This window comes from Paenibacillus aurantiacus, from assembly GCF_042431225.1.
Taxonomy (GTDB): domain Bacteria; phylum Bacillota; class Bacilli; order Paenibacillales; family Paenibacillaceae; genus Paenibacillus_Z; species Paenibacillus_Z aurantiacus.
The window spans coordinates 239,526-255,837 of sequence record NZ_JBHMDO010000003.1; the positions used below are offsets into that span (position 1 = coordinate 239,526).

The 16,312-nt window shown below is 53.5% G+C and carries 17 protein-coding genes and 1 riboswitch; of the genes, 8 read left to right on the forward strand and 9 right to left on the reverse strand.

Features of this window, described 5'->3' with window-relative positions; genetic code table 11:
• The first annotated feature begins 75 nt into the window (after positions 1-75).
• A complete protein-coding gene (locus ACFFSY_RS01995; RefSeq protein ID WP_377489101.1) occupies positions 76-924 on the forward strand; it encodes a helix-turn-helix domain-containing protein in 849 nt (282 codons plus the stop codon).
• Positions 925-1,023: 99 nt separating this feature from the next.
• On the opposite strand, the gene ACFFSY_RS02000 is transcribed toward ACFFSY_RS01995, so the two are convergent.
• Complete coding sequence (locus ACFFSY_RS02000; RefSeq protein WP_377489104.1) at positions 1,024-1,581, reverse strand: TetR/AcrR family transcriptional regulator; 558 nt, start codon at positions 1,579-1,581, stop codon at positions 1,024-1,026.
• Between the two features lie 159 nt (positions 1,582-1,740).
• Between ACFFSY_RS02000 and ACFFSY_RS02005 the strand changes: the two genes are divergently transcribed.
• From ACFFSY_RS02005 to ACFFSY_RS02025, 5 genes are all read left to right on the forward strand, one after another.
• A complete protein-coding gene (locus tag ACFFSY_RS02005) occupies positions 1,741-2,676 on the forward strand; it encodes a ketopantoate reductase family protein (protein WP_377489107.1) in 936 nt (311 codons plus the stop codon).
• 133 nt (positions 2,677-2,809) lie between these two features.
• Positions 2,810-3,271 (forward strand): hypothetical protein, encoded by a 462-nt coding sequence (locus ACFFSY_RS02010; RefSeq protein ID WP_377489110.1) that lies wholly within the window; start codon positions 2,810-2,812, stop codon positions 3,269-3,271.
• Positions 3,272-3,274: 3 nt separating this feature from the next.
• Positions 3,275-4,444: a response regulator transcription factor gene (locus ACFFSY_RS02015; RefSeq protein WP_377489113.1), complete on the forward strand. Its 1,170-nt coding sequence runs from the start codon at positions 3,275-3,277 to the stop codon at positions 4,442-4,444.
• Between the two features lie 91 nt (positions 4,445-4,535).
• On the forward strand, positions 4,536-4,994 hold the full coding sequence (locus ACFFSY_RS02020) for a DUF2269 family protein (protein WP_377489116.1): 459 nt from the start codon (positions 4,536-4,538) through the stop codon (positions 4,992-4,994).
• 19 nt (positions 4,995-5,013) lie between these two features.
• A complete protein-coding gene (locus ACFFSY_RS02025) occupies positions 5,014-5,832 on the forward strand; it encodes an arylamine N-acetyltransferase (RefSeq protein ID WP_377489118.1) in 819 nt (272 codons plus the stop codon).
• A 344-nt stretch (positions 5,833-6,176) separates the two neighbouring features.
• Here the strand turns inward: ACFFSY_RS02025 and ACFFSY_RS02030 are convergent, their stop codons facing one another.
• From ACFFSY_RS02030 to ACFFSY_RS02060, 7 genes are all read right to left on the reverse strand, one after another.
• The gene (locus tag ACFFSY_RS02030) at positions 6,177-7,001 is read right to left on the reverse strand and encodes a GNAT family N-acetyltransferase (RefSeq protein ID WP_377489121.1); all 825 of its coding nucleotides are present in this window, start codon (positions 6,999-7,001) and stop codon (positions 6,177-6,179) included.
• Between the two features lie 444 nt (positions 7,002-7,445).
• Positions 7,446-7,631 carry a hypothetical protein gene (locus ACFFSY_RS02035; protein ID WP_377489124.1) on the reverse strand — a complete coding sequence of 62 codons (186 nt, stop codon included), beginning with the start codon at positions 7,629-7,631 and terminating at the stop codon, positions 7,446-7,448.
• A gap of 209 nt (positions 7,632-7,840) precedes the next feature.
• Positions 7,841-8,557, reverse strand: a complete 717-nt coding sequence (locus ACFFSY_RS02040) for a YybI family spore inner coat protein (RefSeq protein ID WP_377489126.1) — start codon at positions 8,555-8,557, stop codon at positions 7,841-7,843.
• Between the two features lie 267 nt (positions 8,558-8,824).
• Positions 8,825-9,247 (reverse strand): tetratricopeptide repeat protein, encoded by a 423-nt coding sequence (locus tag ACFFSY_RS02045; protein WP_377489128.1) that lies wholly within the window; start codon positions 9,245-9,247, stop codon positions 8,825-8,827.
• A gap of 234 nt (positions 9,248-9,481) precedes the next feature.
• A complete protein-coding gene (locus ACFFSY_RS02050) occupies positions 9,482-10,780 on the reverse strand; it encodes an NCS2 family permease (RefSeq protein WP_377489131.1) in 1,299 nt (432 codons plus the stop codon).
• A gap of 70 nt (positions 10,781-10,850) precedes the next feature.
• Positions 10,851-10,950, reverse strand: a riboswitch (purine riboswitch).
• Positions 10,951-11,065: 115 nt separating this feature from the next.
• Positions 11,066-11,971 (reverse strand): aldo/keto reductase, encoded by a 906-nt coding sequence (locus tag ACFFSY_RS02055; RefSeq protein WP_377489134.1) that lies wholly within the window; start codon positions 11,969-11,971, stop codon positions 11,066-11,068.
• A 146-nt stretch (positions 11,972-12,117) separates the two neighbouring features.
• On the reverse strand, positions 12,118-12,456 hold the full coding sequence (locus ACFFSY_RS02060; protein ID WP_377489684.1) for a winged helix-turn-helix transcriptional regulator: 339 nt from the start codon (positions 12,454-12,456) through the stop codon (positions 12,118-12,120).
• A 105-nt stretch (positions 12,457-12,561) separates the two neighbouring features.
• Between ACFFSY_RS02060 and ACFFSY_RS02065 the strand changes: the two genes are divergently transcribed.
• On the forward strand, positions 12,562-12,945 hold the full coding sequence (locus ACFFSY_RS02065; RefSeq protein WP_377489137.1) for a RidA family protein: 384 nt from the start codon (positions 12,562-12,564) through the stop codon (positions 12,943-12,945).
• Positions 12,946-13,057: 112 nt separating this feature from the next.
• Here ACFFSY_RS02065 and ACFFSY_RS02070 read toward each other — a convergent pair whose 3' ends face one another.
• Positions 13,058-15,241 carry an alpha-galactosidase gene (locus ACFFSY_RS02070; protein ID WP_377489140.1) on the reverse strand — a complete coding sequence of 728 codons (2,184 nt, stop codon included), beginning with the start codon at positions 15,239-15,241 and terminating at the stop codon, positions 13,058-13,060.
• A gap of 216 nt (positions 15,242-15,457) precedes the next feature.
• Between ACFFSY_RS02070 and ACFFSY_RS02075 the strand changes: the two genes are divergently transcribed.
• Entirely contained in the window at positions 15,458-16,300 is an 843-nt protein-coding gene (locus tag ACFFSY_RS02075; protein WP_377489143.1) for an AraC family transcriptional regulator, read from the forward strand.
• Positions 16,301-16,312 lie beyond the last annotated feature (12 nt).

Genomic DNA, 16,312 nt, shown 5'->3' on the forward strand with positions numbered 1-16,312 from the left:
TGTAAATAATCGGTTCCTACGAATAAATCCAACTAATTTTTTATGCGATTTCACACAAAATGAAAGGGAGATCGGATGAGTAAGATCCTGTTCGAGCTGCCGCCGATGCCGTATTATATTACGATTGGTCAGACGCATTATGAGCCCGGACAGCAGCATCCGAACCGGCGCAATCTCGGCGTGTTCGACCTTCTGTTCGTTCTTCAAGGGACGCTCTTCATGGGGGAAGACGAGAAGCAGTGGCAGGTCCGACAAGGCCAGTCGCTTCTGCTCCTTCCCGACCGGTATCATTACACGACGAACGCTTGCACGGAGGAGACGATCTTTTATTGGCTCCATTTTGAGCACCACGGCGCCTATCGCGAGCTTAGCGATACCCGCACTCCCCTCCCCATCCGGCATGCATGGGCGAATCCTTACTACCTCAAAGTAGCGCAGCATTCGACGCCGCGGCAGTTCGCCAGCATCGTGCGTCTGCTCGAGCTGATGCGCGAGCAGACCACCGCGAATGGGGCAACGGCATATTGGAAGGAGCAGCAGCGGTTCATGGATTTGATCCAGCTGCTCGAAGAGGAAGAGCAGGACGATTCGACCGCAAGCTCGGTCGTGAAGCTAGCCGAGCGGACAGAGGCGTATCTGCGCCGCCACTATCAGCAGGACCTGACCAATGAGACGTTGGCGGCGTCGCTTCATTTTCACTCGAATTACATCGTTCGGTGTATGAAGGAAATCTATCAATGCACGCCCATGGAGTACCTGCTGCAATACCGCTTAGAGCAGGCCAAGCTGCTGCTGATTAAGACCGAATGGCCGATCGCCAAAGTCAGCGAGCAGGTCGGCTTCCAATATGCGCCGTATTTCTCCAGCTGCTTCAAACGTCATATCGGGATGACCCCGCATTCCTTCCGGAAGCTGTATGCGTGATTCGCTCTAGCATTAGATGTACCGCAGCACAAAGAGGCTCCCATCGTCTATCGCCGATCGGGGGCCTGCTTCTTTTTTCCGCGCCGAAATTTCCGTTACTTAGCCGGTCATCAGGTTCATCTCCAGAAGGGACCATAACCGGTCCGTCAACTCTTCCGCGGAACAGGGCATCGATTGGGCGAACCACCATTCGATCACGCCGACGATCGCCGAGCTCATGAATTGCGCGAATATCGATTGGCCCAGATCATCCAAACATAGATGGCTGTTTGCTTTCAGCTGCGCCATGATCTGCTTATTCATCATGCTGCTCAGATGAATCCGGAACGAAGGAACGTCTTTGATGCGTAACAACGCTTTATACAATCGGGCGTTGATTTCGATTTCTTTGATCGTCAGGAGCAAGGGCGCCTTCGTCTGGAAAGGCTCTGCCGCGTCTATGGCGTAGCAGGTTTCCATCAAATGGCGCAGCTGATCCTCGATGCATTTGTCCAGTAGGTCGTATTTGTCCGCGTAATGCGAATACACGGTGCCTCGATTGACATCGGCACGCTCCGCGATTTCGTTGATCGTTATTTTCTCGAACTCTTTCTCCAGGATCAGCTGCAGGAGTGCATGCATGATGGCGGTTTGATTTTTTTTGATTCTTCTATCCACGAAAGAGCTCTCCTTTTCTTAAACAATCCTCTCCCGTCTGTTGAAAAACCAACAAACTAGGTGCATCTAGCGATTGCTGCTTGTTGGAGCGACTGCTATCCTGATTTTATTCAAAGCCTGGTTGAAAATCAAAGCATGTTGGATAAAGGAGATTTCAGGATGAAAGTATTGGTATACGGCGCAGGCGTTCTAGGCAGCTATCTTGCCCATGTATTGGCGCGCGGCGGGAATGAGGTTACGGTGCTGGCAAGAGGCAAGCGAGCCGAGCAGTTGGAGACGGACGGACTTGTCATTCGCCATTACTTTCAGCGCCGCAGCACGGTCGATACCGTCAACGTCATTCAGGAGCTGGCGCCGGACGATCGTTATGATCTTATTTTTGTCGTCATGAAGTACAATGATTTCCCATCCGTTCTATCTATCTTAGCCGAGAATCGGTCTTCCAATATTGTGCTTGTAGGTAACAATGCAGACGCCGCGGGGATGCAGAAGGAACTGCAAGCGAAGAGTAACGTGAAGAAAAACGTCCTCTTCGGCTTTCAGCTTAGCGCTGGACGCCGAGAGGCGAGCGGACGCATCATCTGCATACGCGGAGGCGGACAAATGATCGTCGGCAGCTTAGACGGCGATGTCTCCATAAAGCCGGTTCTGGAGCGCGCGTTCCAGCATGTGAGGTATAAAGTCGTGTATCATGCGGATATCGATGCCTGGCTCAAAAGCCATATCGTTACGATCGTCGCCTTGAGCTCGGTTGGTTTTCTTCACGATGGCGATTTAAACAAAGCCTCGAAGGACAAGAAACTGCTGAAGCTAGCCATCGATGTGATGGCCGATGGGTTTCGGCTATTGGAGGGGCTGAATTATACGATTACGCCTGCCAGTCAGGTTAACCTTGTTCGAAAGCATAGACGGCTCTTGTACTATGGACTTGCTATCACTCACAAATTGCCGTTCATGAAATTAGTGGATGGTTCTTTCAGTGAAATTGCGGCGTTGTTCGGTTCGTTCAATAAGCTGAAAAACCAAACGACTGCTGCGACTCCCCATTGGGACGAATTGGAGAAGCGTGCAATGGCTAAGTTTGTTGGCCGCTAAATCTGCTATGAACATCCCCTTCGCTGCTTATCCAGTGCCTCGGTTATTGGTGGAAACACTGCGCTTCGACCAGCCCCCGTTATGCTATAATGACTTTGCCAAAATAACACAAAACAGGGGGTTCTCTTAACAGATGATTGCCAGTGAACTAACTCGTCTTCTGGAGCTGCCCGAGCCTATATATATTCATCTAGCAGCTGCGCAGGCCGGCGCGATCCCGTTCACATGCCGCGGATTTGGCATCCGTGTGGATGAAGCGTCGCACAGGGTCCGGGTCATGATTCTGCGAAGTCAACGGTCGCGGCTTGAGCCGCTTCTTGCGGAGCAGGGGCGGCTTGCCGTCCTGCTCACTTCCGGCATCACGAACCAATCGCTGCAGCTGAAAGGGATTGCCGTCGGCAGCGAACCCGTCACGCCGGATGACCAAGAGATGCTAGAGCGGCAGGGCAGGATGACCGCCCGCTGCTTCCCCCATTTGGCCGCGCTGCATCGGGTCCGTGCATCCGAATGCGTGACCGTCCGCATGAACGTCGAACGGATCTACCTGCAGACACCCGGTCCGCAAGCGGGCACGCTGTTGATGGGAAGGAGCTAGCGGATGCTGCCAGCTGAACTGATGCCCGCCTTCGACGGCGTGTTCCCGTCCCTGCTCGTCACGGCCTCCGCCGATGGAACGCCCAATGTCATCAATCTGTCGAGACTGTGGTATATCGATGCCTCGCACATCGCGGCAGCCAATCAATTCCTGAACAAAACGAGGCAGAACCTTGCCGCCAGCCCGCTCGCGCTTATCAAGCTGTCGGATCCGGGCACGCTTCAGCCGTGGGAGCTTGGCGTCTCCTATATCCGCGCCGAACAGCAGGGCGCCTTATTCGAGCGCATCGTCAGGGACATCCAGACCGTCTCCTGGATGGCAGGCGTTGCGGAGCCCGTTCAGGTGATAGAGGTCGTTATTTTCCGCGTGCTGTCCGTGCGTAAGTGTCAGGAAGAATCCCCTCGCCCGCTCCCCTCTTCGGAGACTTACGGGGACCTGTTAGCTGCGCTCGCCCACCAGCTGGATCTGAACCGACTGTCGTATTGGGCGCCTAGCGGCGAATCCCAAGGACAGACATCCCGCTTGTTAGCCTCCCGCAACGTACCGAACGCCGGTGTCGAGGACGCCGCTCTTGAGCCCATGCGAAGACTTGCGGCATTGGTGGAGAACGAAGGTGGCGTTATCCGCATGCGGAACATCCGCTCGCAAGCCAACTATATGGGGACGGCTCATGCCGGGGCTCAGCGGCCGGCAGCCCCGCAGGCGCCGACAAGCTTCCTCGGATTCCCCGTTGTCTCATCGGGCCGCCTCATCGGTCTTGTCTGCTGCGAAGAGACGGGCACGCAAGCCGCTTCATTCGATCGGCTCACGGATGCTTTGCTGATGCAGCTGTCGGCCGAGCTTGGGGAAGCGCTGGCATCCTTGGCTGCAGCAGACGGCAGCGAGCCAGCCGTTCTCTTCAAGCAGCTCATCGCGCGCATTCAATTGGAGCAGGAACGATCCGCGGACCCGGTCTTCAACGCGCTGAGCCCGCGGGAGAGGCAGGTCGCCGCTTATGCCGCCAAAGGCCATACGAATGCGGAAATCGCCGAGCTGCTGTTCATCAGCAAACGGACAGTCACGACGCATGTGGAACGGATCTTCCAGAAGCTGCAGGTGACCTCCAGGGCGGCTCTCACCCGCTGCGTCATGGAACATGGGCTCCTGCTCTGCGATTCCGATCCCCCTATGTAGCAAAATACGTATTTCTACCGATACAGCAAGGTTGCCATTCCCGCTACGATAAGGACAGCAAATCACTTACCACTGAAGGCGGTGCTTGTTGTTGGAATGGCTCGTTTTGCTTCATGTACTATCAGCCATGTTAGGTCTAGGTCCGGCTTATGCATTCCCGCTCATGATGCGGAATCATGCTTCCGCAGAGCAGATGAAGCAGACGCTCGATCTGGTGACGCGGCTGGAGATCTTCCCCAAGTTATTCGGCACGCTTGCCGTCGTATCCGGCCTGCTGCTATTCTGGGTCGGCTCATACGGACCGTTCACGCAGATGTGGATCATCGGCTCGCTGGCGGTGTATACGGTCATCGAGGTGATCATTATCGGCTTCCTTCAGCCTGCGGTCAAGAAATGGCATCAGGCATTCGCTGACAGCGAGCAGGCAGCCGGTACCTACAGCGGCACGGTTAGCCTTTCGTCGCTGTACGCCAGAGTTCGGCATTTGCATTTGTGGGCATGCATCGTCAGCCTGTTGTTGTTTGCCCTGATGGTCATGAAACCACAATGACAGAAGGCGGCGATATCCGATGAACAGTTGGCAGCAGCAATACCTGGCCGCTCTGCAGACTTCCCCGTCAACCCCGACGCTGGACGCTCTGCGGTCCTTGATCAGGCGCCACCTGCACGTATTTCCTTTCGAGAACATCAGCAAGTTCCGCTATTACGAGCATCGCGGCAGGTCCGGCCTTCACTGGTTGCCGGATATCGACACGTTCCTCCATCATTTCGAGCAGCACGGCCTTGGGGGCAACTGCTACATCCTGAACTATCATTTCGGACAGCTGCTGGCAGCACTGGGTTATCAGGTCGACCTTGTGCGGGCTTCGGGCGGGAATACGCATCTGGCCCTTATGGTGACGTTGGCGTTGGACGGTCAGCCTTATTATGTAGACGTTGGGTACGGCGCTCCTTTATTCGAGCCGTTGCGGCTGGAGGAAGAGCCCCGCTTTGCCCGATACGGCGAGGAGGTGGACATTCGGCGATTGGCCCCGCGGCAGTTCATGATCGATCGGCGGACGAACGGTCAGAGCATCGTAACCAAAACGATCGAGTGGCAGCCGGTCAGTCTGGACCGCTTCGACGACATCATTACCCACTCTCTTCGGGATGAAGCCGATAATCCGTTCATGCGCCGAATTACGGCTACCCGGTTTCAGGACAACGCGGCCTATACCGTCATCAATAACAAGCTGTTCGTGAAGAAGGATTCCGGCACGGAGCTTCACGCGTACACGGACGAAGCCGACTGGATCGCCATGATGCGGACGACGTTCCGCTTCGATCCCGCCGTCCTTCATGAATCGCTCGTCTTCCTCGCCGCGCGCGGGGTCAGGTTGTTCGATTAGCCCGAAAGTCCGGCAGACTGCCGACCTCGCCAGCAGCGCGAAAGACGCCCCCTCCACTAGCTCCGCAATCCCCCGCTTTGCCCTCCTTTCCCCGTAAGACCCCCACGCGCAAAAGGCAGCCGATTCGGCTGCCTTCGTGCATGAAACGTTTTCCTTTATCCAAACACGTAACTTTTCGGCATAGATATTGCGTTCATCCGGATTGGCCGGAGTGCCTGTCTCGTTGCGTTTTCCTGCCTATAAACACAACGAAGGCAGCCGATTTCTGTGGTCGGCTGTCTTCGGGCCATTATTCAGCTTAGATTCATATACAATTCATCCGATTATGATCGCATGAAGGGGCTTTAAACGGAAGGAAACGACTTTTCATATATGCTGATTTCGTATGCAGGCCTCATGCCGGCCTTCTCATAGAGGCGGTAAGCACCCGAAGGATTGGCGGAATCGACGCCAAGCGAGACGAGCGTCTGCCCCGCGCGGTAAGAGGCTTCGAATACGTGCTGCAGCAGCATGAGCGCAAGACCGCGTCCGCGAAACGGACGTCGTACGCCAATCTGCTCGATGTAGAGCAGATCTTCACGCATCCGGCAAAGCGCAAAGCCCGCTATGGTATCTGTTAAATCTCGGACGATCATCCACCATTGTTCGTCGAAGGTAGGCAGCTGCGTCTTCTCAACCCATTTATCGAAAGGGGGTGCCGCGAAATCCCAATGATCGGCGAACGTCTCCACGTAAGCTTCATAGACGGCTTGTTCGTCGCGCCCCTTCACGAACGGTTCGATGGTCAATCCATTCGGCGGGATGACTGTGGCTGGCGCGGCCTCCAATCGAACTTCCATTCGCTTAAAGTACCGGACAGGCACGAAGCCTCTAGTCTCGAACAGTTGGACGGCATCTTCGCACAGCGTCGGGATCATGCTTTGCAGACGCTTCGAAGCGCCCGACTCCTGCCGAAGCGATACGGCCCGCGCTTCAAGCGCCGCCACTAGCGCTGATCCTACGCCCCGCCCTCGGGCGGCGGGCAGCACGCAGCCATAACTGAATAGCTTCTCCTCGCTGTCCTCCTCAAGGAAGGCGTAACCGATTAAGCAGGTGTCTGTGTCTTCTACGACCCAAACGTTGTGCTCAAGATCAAATCGGGACCACATGTCCAGCACATCGTCAAGCACGATGTCGGGCGCTCCGAGGTCTTCAGTGTCACAGGCGGCCGCAAGGGCGCAAACTGCTGCGGCATCATTCATTGAGGGTCGGCGAATACGGAAGGAAGTTGTTGTCATACGGGGCAGCTCCTTAACGGGGAATATTGGGTATACGGGATCATTATACACGACTACACCGATAACATAACGATCTATATCGATACTATTGCCAGACCCCACGGTGATCTCAATGCGCGTTTTCGACACTACCTCATGCCGGGAGATAAACAGTTTGCGACGATACTTGAATACAGCCTTGCGGTGGAGCTGGGATACTCGCCGATCCGCTTCGAGCAGATGACGCAGACCATTGATGCAACTCGAGCCACGCTTAGATATAGCGCCGCCTTTTTACTTATCGCTGTATACTTGAGAAAACGGCAACCGATCGGCTGCCGTTAAATATGTTACTAATTAAGTAGAAGAAGCCCCTATAAATTGAAGGATGCCGATCGTGATCAGCAGGATTACAAATACGATTACAAATCCCAGTAAAAATTTGATACCAGTAGAGGGTCGCGAAGGCTTTAAAAGTTTATTTTCAACAATCGTTAATCGCTCTTTAAGTTCTTTTATTTCCTTTTCCTTTTCCTGTTCCATTCATGTACCCTCCACCTCTTTAAGATTGACTATTAATAACATTCTACCACAAACTGGAACTACCCTGGCCATTAGCTTGATAGCGCAAGCTTCTCCACGAGTCCTCAATCGCATCGTTACCAGTCTAACACCAGTTAGTCAAACGACAAACGGCGCTACAGGGATTAAACCCTGTAACGCCGTTTGTCGTGCGCTGCAGCTTCCGCATGCTACGAGCCAAAAATAGCGACGTTCTGGTTCGCCAGAACAAACCGATTCTCTCTCCAAGCTAGCGTGTTCAAGACGTACCCTAAGGAGTCTGCGTTATATCTCCCGGCGATTCTCTGGTAGGCCAGCAGCTCATAGACTTGGTTGGCATCGAAATCGACGGGATACAGTCCGCTCAGCGGATTCACGAACCCGCTGATAGGCTGCTTGAGCTTCCCGTTCGCATCATAGATTTCACCCAAATAATCAGCGCCTTTATAGGACAGATCAATGATATATTTCATGTTGTTCGCCTTACTGACGACCTCGACTTTGTAGTCATCCTTATAAGTAACCTCGTACTTAAAGACCTCGTTGTATACGTTAAAATCGAAAATCACTAGCGGCGAATTATGGACGAACGAATAAATATAGTGGTACATCATGCCCCCGCTGCCCCCGGAATCAATGCTGATCAAAATATCATCGATCTTGTTCCCGGTAAAGTCGCCTAAAAATAATCGCGGATTATATCCTGCGTTATCTTTGAGCGGTACAGAGGTCACCTGGCCGGTGCCGCCATCTCGTACGACCAGCGTGATCTCCTGAATAAAAGGACTATCTTCCGTTCGGATACCCGTAAGATAGACATGATCGGCGATTCCGTCGCCGGTTACGTCTCCTAAGGCAGAGGAGACAACGATTGGGTTGCCTGTGAGCGCCCTAAAAAAAGGATACATACGATTCCCCTTTGTAACGATCTGATGTTCTCTACATCGTATGGGCGAATGCGCAGATTGCTACAGGTTCCGTCTACGCTTCCGGCCACCTTCCAACTGACGAGTCGAGCCCCCGTCGCGACGTGATTGCAGGCGCAAACAAGCCTCTTCCGAACGGAAGAGACTTGTCTCCGGTACTTTCAATCGCAATCGTTATTCCAGCGTCGGTTCTCAGTGGTGCCGTAGAAGTTTTATAATTCGCAATCAGCGGCTGCGTAACCTGAATGTTCACATCTCTATGTTTGTCTCCAAGAACTCCAGATACTTGGGGTCGTCTTCCATAAAGATCTCCATACCGGCGCCCATGTAAGCCCGGGTTAACTCGTCAGCTGCCTTTTCATAGTTTTGCTGTTCGTAATATAACTGCCCCAGCCGAAGATGAATATACGGATTACCCAACCCCTTCGGACACTGTACGGCATTAAAAAAGCACTTGAAGGCCTTATCGTAATTCATCATACGAAAGTGGACATCCCCAATCGCTGCATAGATCCAGGTAGCGGCCTCCCATTCTTGATGATGTTCAGGCAATAAACGGATTGCGGCTATATAATTTTGCTTGGCGGCATCAAGATCGCCTATCTTCACCAAGTCATCGCCTTGTTTGCATAGAGCCCTAATGGCGGAATAAGTGGAATCCGAGAGCTGCAATACGATCTCTCCTGTTCTATTCGATTGGATAATGCGCTCGGTACATTCTTTAACTTCTGGCAGACCATCTTATATGAAAAGTCTACCAAATGTTAAACCCTATTCATAGATTGAAAGCCCACGCCAGTTTATCGTTATTTTCTCGTTCATTCCGCTCCTGGGAATTGTGAATGCCGGCACCGAACGGCAAGACAAAACGCCGGGGCATCGGCCCCGGCGCTGCGGACAAACTTGTTAATGACTGAAAAACACAAGTTGGATAAAGAACAGCACGGCGAACAGGTAGAAAATCGGGTGGACATCGCGCCACTTGCCGCGTACCGCCTTCAGCACCGGATACGCGATGAAGCCGACGCCGATGCCGGTCGCGATGCTGTACGTCAGCGGCATCAGGACGATGATCAGGAACGCGGGAAAGACGACCTCGAAGTCGTTCCACTCGATTTTCTGCACCACGCTGATCATCAGGAAGCCCACGATAATGAGCGACGGCGCCGTAATCGCCGGAATGGCGGCCAGCACGGAGACGAGCGGCGAGAAGAACAGCGTCAGCCCGAGCAGCACGCTCACGGTGACGGCGGTCAGGCCGGTTCTTCCGCCGATCGCAACGCCTGCGCTCGACTCGATGTACGCCGACGTCGGGCTGGTGCCGAGCATCGCCCCCGTCGTCGTGCCGACGGCATCCGCCAGCAGCGCGCCGCGCGAGCGCGGGAATTTGCCGTCCTTGATCAGTCCTGCCTGCTCCGCCACGCCGAGCATCGTTCCGGTCGTGTCGAAGAGCGTGATCAGCAGGAACGTAAAAATAACCGCATACAGTCCGTGCGTAAATACGCCGCTTACGTCCATCTGCATCGCGGTCGCGGACAGGCCGGACGGCCATGCGACAAGCGTGTCCGGAAGCTCGAGAAGGCCCGTGAACCAGGCGATCACCGCCGTGACGAGCATGCCGATGAACAGGTACCCTTTCACCCGGTAGGCCATCAGGATCAGCGATACCGCAAGCCCGACAACCGTTAGCATCGTCATCGGCTCGGTCAGCTTGCCCAGCGTCAGCAGCGTCGACGGCGAGTCGACGACTATCTTGGCGTTCTGCAGCCCGATGAACGTGATGAACAGGCCGATGCCCGCCGTGATGGCGTGCTTCAGGCTTGGCGGGATCGCGTCCAGCAGCATGTAACGGAAGGACGTGAGCGACAGCAGAATGAACAGGATACCCGCGACAAACACCGCGCCGAGCGCCGCCTGCCACGGAACACCCCCGCCTGCGACCACGGTGAAGGCAAAGTATGCGTTTAACCCCATGCCCGGCGCAATGACGATCGGATAATTGGCCCCGAGTCCCATAATTAGCGTCGCCACGATACTGGCAAGCACGGTGGCGATGAAGACGCCGTGGAAATCCATGCCCGCCTGGCTCAGAATCCCGGGATTGACGATTACGATATAGACCATTGTGAAAAAGGTCGTGATGCCGGCCAGCACCTCCATCCCCGGAGTCGTGCTCCGCTCCTTCAGTTTGAACCATCTTTCCATCTCTTTCGTCATCCTCCATATCAATCGACTGAAAATAAAAAAACCTGGCTATAAGTATGGGATACACGTTTCCCGTGCATTCCATACCCATAGTCAGGATTAATTGGCTCCTGGTAGAGACCCCCAAACCGTCTTAATGGGGATATACGGGCGAAAACCGACTTTCCAAGAATACGCGATTCTATCGGGAGAGTCAATGGTTTTCATCCGTTATTTTCGTTGTTTTCCGAACCTTGTTCAACATATAGTCTTAAATCGTTCGTTCTTTTAGCCGATCGCTCTCGGTTATCGGTGAGCCGTATAGAGGTTCTGCTTGGTTATTTCCTTTAATGTCTTCACCTCATCCGCGGATAAGGAAACGTCAGCAGCGGTCAGATTGCTTCTGAGCTGCTCCAGACTGCTTGCGCCCGGAATCACGACACTTACGCAAGGCTCGCTCAGCGCATATCGAATTGCGAGCTGCTCTAAGGTTCGGTTAGGGCCGGCAAGCTCAAGGAGTTGTCGGCGCAGCGCGGGCAGCTCCTCCTTGGCGTAATCCAAATAGTCCCGGGCGACCTTGTGCTCCCCCTGCGTGCTCAGGATCCCGCCTGCAAGCGGTCCTCGCGCGATCACCCCAATGCGATGCTCGGTTAGCAAAGGAAACACCTCTTCTTCCGCGCGCCGGTCCAAGAGACTGTATGGATTCATCACGCTAACGATAGCGGACCGCCTGACGTACTCCCGGATGACATTCGGACGGATCGAGGATATGCCATAGCAGCGGATCAGCCCTTCCCGCTTCAGCTCTTCGAAGGCTTCGATCGTTTCATCCATCGGATCGTCCAGCGTCCCTCCGTGCAGCTGATAAAGGTCGATATAATCGGTACCCAGTCTGCGCAGGCTTTCCTTAACAGCGGCCACAATATAGGCTTTGGAAGGATCCCATACCCATCCCTCTTGTCCGGGTATCCGGCGGTTGCCCACCTTCGTCGCCACGATAACTTCCGAACGGCGATGACGGATGGCCTTGCCCACGAGCTCCTCATTATGACCGTTATCATAAAGGTCGGCCGTGTCCAGAAAATTGATGCCCCCCGCCAGCGCCTCATCCACGATGGATAATGCCTTCCGCTCGTCCGTTCCAAGCGACATGCAGCCAAGACCGATCTCGCTGACGTACAGATCGGATTGTCCAAGTTGATTTCGTTGCATAGCTCCTCCTTAAGTTATATCGCTTCTTTCGCCAAGGCCGTATGCCGCCCGCGAACATCCTGCTCAGGTTCACCTCTAACTATAACAAGATGACCGCGCTTTAGCCTAGATTACCGGATACAGGCGGCTTTCCAACTGAAAGCCAATCATGGTTGATTTTTGACTCCCCACTCGCATAACTGTTCCAAAACAGGCAAGAGCGTTTTCGTTTTATCTGTAAGACTATACTCGACTTTAGGGGGGACCTGAGGATACTCTTTTCGTTTCACCATACCGTCCGCTTCTAATTCTTTAAGTTGTGTACTCAATGTTTTATACGTTATAGTTCCGATCCGTCTTTTCAGATCATTAAAGCGAACCGGTTGGTTTTCTGCCAGGAGGTACAAAATAACCATTTTCCATTTGCCGCCGATAACTGACAATGTGTAGCCAAAAGGCGTATCCTTAATATTTTTAACTTTGCCATTATACTCAGCCATGCTCATAGTTCCACTATCCTTTCTTACAGTACCTATCAATAAAGTGCGTACTATATTTTTATTTTCGCTCATCTTATACTAGCCTTACTTTGAAGTAAAGGAGTGAAAAATATGATCAATGCGAGAACTTACAATCACGATCTCTGGGATCACGGCATCGCACAGGGCTATAGCGTCAACGGCACCATTTACATTTCGGGACAGTTTTCCCACGATACAGAAGGAGTGTTTGTTGGTGAGGGAGATATCGAGGCACAGACCCGGCAGACGCTGAAAAATCTCGACCGCGTGCTGTCGGGATTTGGTGTCACGAAGTCGAATCTCGCTTATGTAGAGGTCTATCTGACAAACGCGCAAGAGCATTTCGAGCCATGCATTCGTCTGTTCAAGGAATACATCGGACAACATCGGCCAGCTGGCAGCTGCATCGGCGTGAGCTACCTCGCGGCTCCCGAGCAATTGATCGAAATCAGCGCCGTCGCACACACGAATTAATGATTTAGCATCATTCTCACGCGCAAAATGCCCCTTTTCACAACCATAAAGGGGCATTGCTTTCTATGGGTTCCGTGCGCTTTCGGGCATCTTTGCTGATATACCAATAAATCTAGGGCTGGCTCGGACGTAAAGCTTGGAGCTTAAACCATTGACTCTCATAGTCCTTCTGCTTGCAATGGAGCGGCAAGCCGAGCTGCATCAGCCTGTCTCCGCCATAAACCAACCGTTCCTCGTTCTTGCTCTGCCGCACGTCGTATTCGAGCTCCGGATCAAGCCCGTCCAAGCGCAGCGCGCGGCGCGGCGGGTTCGGCACGGCTATGATCTGGAAATAATAGACGAGCGCCTCCCGCTTGTCTTCGGAGACAAACATCCACGCCGAGTCGTTTCCCTCGAACGGGCTCTTCAGACGGTACAAGTCGCCCTTCTGGACGAGGCCGCGGAACTCCTTGTAGGTTTGGACTTGGCGCTTGACGATCTCTTTTTCGGCATCCGTAAATGCGGTGAGATCCAGTTCATACCCGAAGTTCCCGGACATGGCCACATCTCCTCTGAATTCCAAGGGCGTGATTCGGCCAACCTGGTGATTCGGCACGGCCGACACATGCGCTCCGATTGCGCTCGCCGGATACACGAGGCTGGTGCCGTATTGAATCTTTAACCGCTCCACCGCGTCGGTGTTATCGCTTGTCCACGTTTGGGGCATATAGTAGAGCATGCCGGGGTCGAAACGCCCTCCGCCGCTTGCGCAGCTCTCGAACAGAATATGAGGGAACCCGGTTGTAAGGCGCTCCAATAACTCATATAAGCCCAAAATATAGCGATGAGCGGTCTCGGATTGGCGTTCCGGCGGCAAGGCTTCGGAACCGATCTCCGTCAGGCCCCGGTTCATATCCCATTTCACGTAAGAGATCGGCACGTTCTTGAAAATGGAGGAGATCGATTCATAGATGTAATCCCGTACGTCCTTGCGCGTGTAATCCAGCACCAACTGCCATCTCGCCTCGCTGCGCCTCCGCCCCGGCACATGGAGACACCAGTCCGGATGTTTCCGGTACAGCTCGCTGTCCGGCGAGATCATTTCCGGCTCGAACCAGAGCCCGAATTGAAGCCCCTTCTCATGAATGCGTTCCGCGACATCCGCCAGCCCGCCCGGCAGTTTCCGCCGATCCTCGTACCAATCGCCCAGCGACGAATTGTCCGCATCGCGCTTCCCGAACCAGCCGTCATCCAGCACGAATAGTTCAATGCCGAGCTTGGCCCCCTCTTCCGCGATATCCACCAGCTTATCCGCATTGAAGTTGAAGTAGGTTGCCTCCCAGTTGTTGACCAGAATCGGCCTTTCCGCGTCCCGGTATTGTCCACGGCATAATCGGGTGCGGTACAACTTATGATAGGTCCGGGACATGTCTCCAAGCCCTTGCCCGGAATACACCATTACGACTTCCGGCGTCTGGAAGCTCTCCCCCGGGCTCAACAGCCATGCGAAGTCGAACGAGTTCACCCCGATATTAAAGCGCGTAGACCCGAAAGCATCCACTTCCGCCCCCGCTTCGAAGCCGCCGCTATAGACCAGACTGAAGCCGAATGCCTCGCCATGGGATTCCGTTGTTTCGGGCGTGACCAACGCGGCGAACGGGTTCAACTGATGGCTGCTCATCCCCCTTTTGCTATCGATTCGGGTCTCGCCTTGCCGGAGCGATCTACGGGTCATATTACCTTCCCGAGCCCATGCGCCGGAGAGGTAAATGATATCCAGATCTGGCTTCGCCGACAAATCGACGTTGGCGCTCAGCGCTCGGCGAAGCCGAAGGTTCTTCTCTCCGTCATTCCGAAGACGAACCGATCGAACGATGACATTGCGCTCGGCGAAGATGGTGTAGAGCAAGGTGACCTGAAGCCCGGAATAAGCATCCTTCAACGTTAGCTCCAGCGTATCCGCTTCGGCGTCATCCTCGGTGTACACCGCCGGCAATCCGATTAACGGAGGCTTCCCTTTCGTAATCCGGTAACCTTCGTACTTGAGTTCCGTAATTCGCGTGCCGTCCGCAAGCTCTGCTTGATACGCCGGATTACGAAAATCCCCGCTCCCATACTGCGGGTATTCTTGCGGGAGTCGGTCCAGTCCCGCCCGCTCCGGGGCATGAATCAACAGATCGTCCATCCGCTGGCGATGCTTCAGTCTGCCTCCCCAATACACATGCGCAGGATACCCGTCCACAATCTGAATGAGATAACTCATGCCGGATGAGGTTAAATGAAACAACCCCGTATGCTCTTGAACCATGATCCCCATTGTCTCCAACCTCTCTTTGCAATTTCGCTTCCCCGATAGGGCCACTGTTCGACGTGTATAGATGCAAGGATACAACATGGCCTAAGACTCGTTCATTCTACTGAACTCTGGCTCATCTATAGTGAAAATATTAGCCCATTGCTAACGGGATCGTACATGGTTTGGTACTCAGTAAATATGGTATAATGCTTGAAATTTATCATAAGGAGATTATCCGTGATCGAGTATTTGTCCCCTAGCAAACAGCATACCGAATTGTATCTGACGCAATACGGCATGGAGGACTGCTTACCCGGTCATTTTTTCGGGCCGGCTGTACGAACTCATTATTTGCTCCATTATATTTTGGAGGGGGAAGGGATTTTCGAGGTCGGAGGCAAGAAGTATAAGCTGCGGAAGGGACAAGGATTTCTCATTTGCCCTGGCGTCATTACTTACTATCAAGCCGATACGGTAAATCCGTGGACGTATTGCTGGATTGGTTTTAACGGAACGCTGGCGGAATCGCTCCTCCGGAATGCCGGCTTCTCCATAACCTCTCCCATTCTTTGCTATGAGAGAGATGATGCCATCTACGAATTGATCATGTCGATGAGCCAGTCGCAGAGCTATCGTCATGCTAGAGAAACAAGGTTGACGGGACTCTTATATTCGATGTTGGCGATGCTGATGGAGTTCAGTCCGAATAAGCTCCCGACTCCGCCGGAAAGCCGCGCGGAAATTTACGTGGAACAAGTGCAGCTATTTATTGAAAATAACTATGCGCAGAAAATTACAGTCGGGGACATTGCTCGTGTGATCGGCCTTAATCGAAGCTATTTGTGCTCGTTATTTCATCAACGGATGAATATGAGCATTCAGGATTATTTGATCCGGTATCGGATGAATAAAGCATGCGAAATGATGGGAAATGTTGAGCTATCGATCGGAGATATCTCGCGTTCGGTTGGCTACCATGACCCCTTGCTCTTCTCCAAGATGTTCAAAAAGGTGAAGGGAGACTCGCCCAGACACTACCGGGCCCTATCTCAAGCGAGCAGCAGCATAGACAGCAATTAAAATCATCCCTCT

Bases quoted from the DNA above. Each gene is read 5' to 3' on its own strand.
- ACFFSY_RS02025 (WP_377489118.1), top strand. From the start codon at position 5,014: ATGAACAGTTGGCAGCAGCAATACCTGGCCGCTCTGCAGACTTCCCCG.
- ACFFSY_RS02040 (WP_377489126.1), bottom strand. From the start codon at position 8,557: ATGTATCCTTTTTTTAGGGCGCTCACAGGCAACCCAATCGTTGTCTCC.
- ACFFSY_RS02005 (WP_377489107.1), top strand. From the start codon at position 1,741: ATGAAAGTATTGGTATACGGCGCAGGCGTTCTAGGCAGCTATCTTGCC.
- ACFFSY_RS02055 (WP_377489134.1), bottom strand. From the start codon at position 11,971: ATGCAACGAAATCAACTTGGACAATCCGATCTGTACGTCAGCGAGATC.
- ACFFSY_RS02070 (WP_377489140.1), bottom strand. From the start codon at position 15,241: ATGGGGATCATGGTTCAAGAGCATACGGGGTTGTTTCATTTAACCTCA.
- ACFFSY_RS02060 (WP_377489684.1), bottom strand. From the start codon at position 12,456: ATGAGCATGGCTGAGTATAATGGCAAAGTTAAAAATATTAAGGATACG.
- ACFFSY_RS02015 (WP_377489113.1), top strand. From the start codon at position 3,275: ATGCTGCCAGCTGAACTGATGCCCGCCTTCGACGGCGTGTTCCCGTCC.
- ACFFSY_RS01995 (WP_377489101.1), top strand. From the start codon at position 76: ATGAGTAAGATCCTGTTCGAGCTGCCGCCGATGCCGTATTATATTACG.
- ACFFSY_RS02050 (WP_377489131.1), bottom strand. From the start codon at position 10,780: ATGGAAAGATGGTTCAAACTGAAGGAGCGGAGCACGACTCCGGGGATG.
- ACFFSY_RS02035 (WP_377489124.1), bottom strand. From the start codon at position 7,631: ATGGAACAGGAAAAGGAAAAGGAAATAAAAGAACTTAAAGAGCGATTA.
- ACFFSY_RS02065 (WP_377489137.1), top strand. From the start codon at position 12,562: ATGATCAATGCGAGAACTTACAATCACGATCTCTGGGATCACGGCATC.
- ACFFSY_RS02010 (WP_377489110.1), top strand. From the start codon at position 2,810: ATGATTGCCAGTGAACTAACTCGTCTTCTGGAGCTGCCCGAGCCTATA.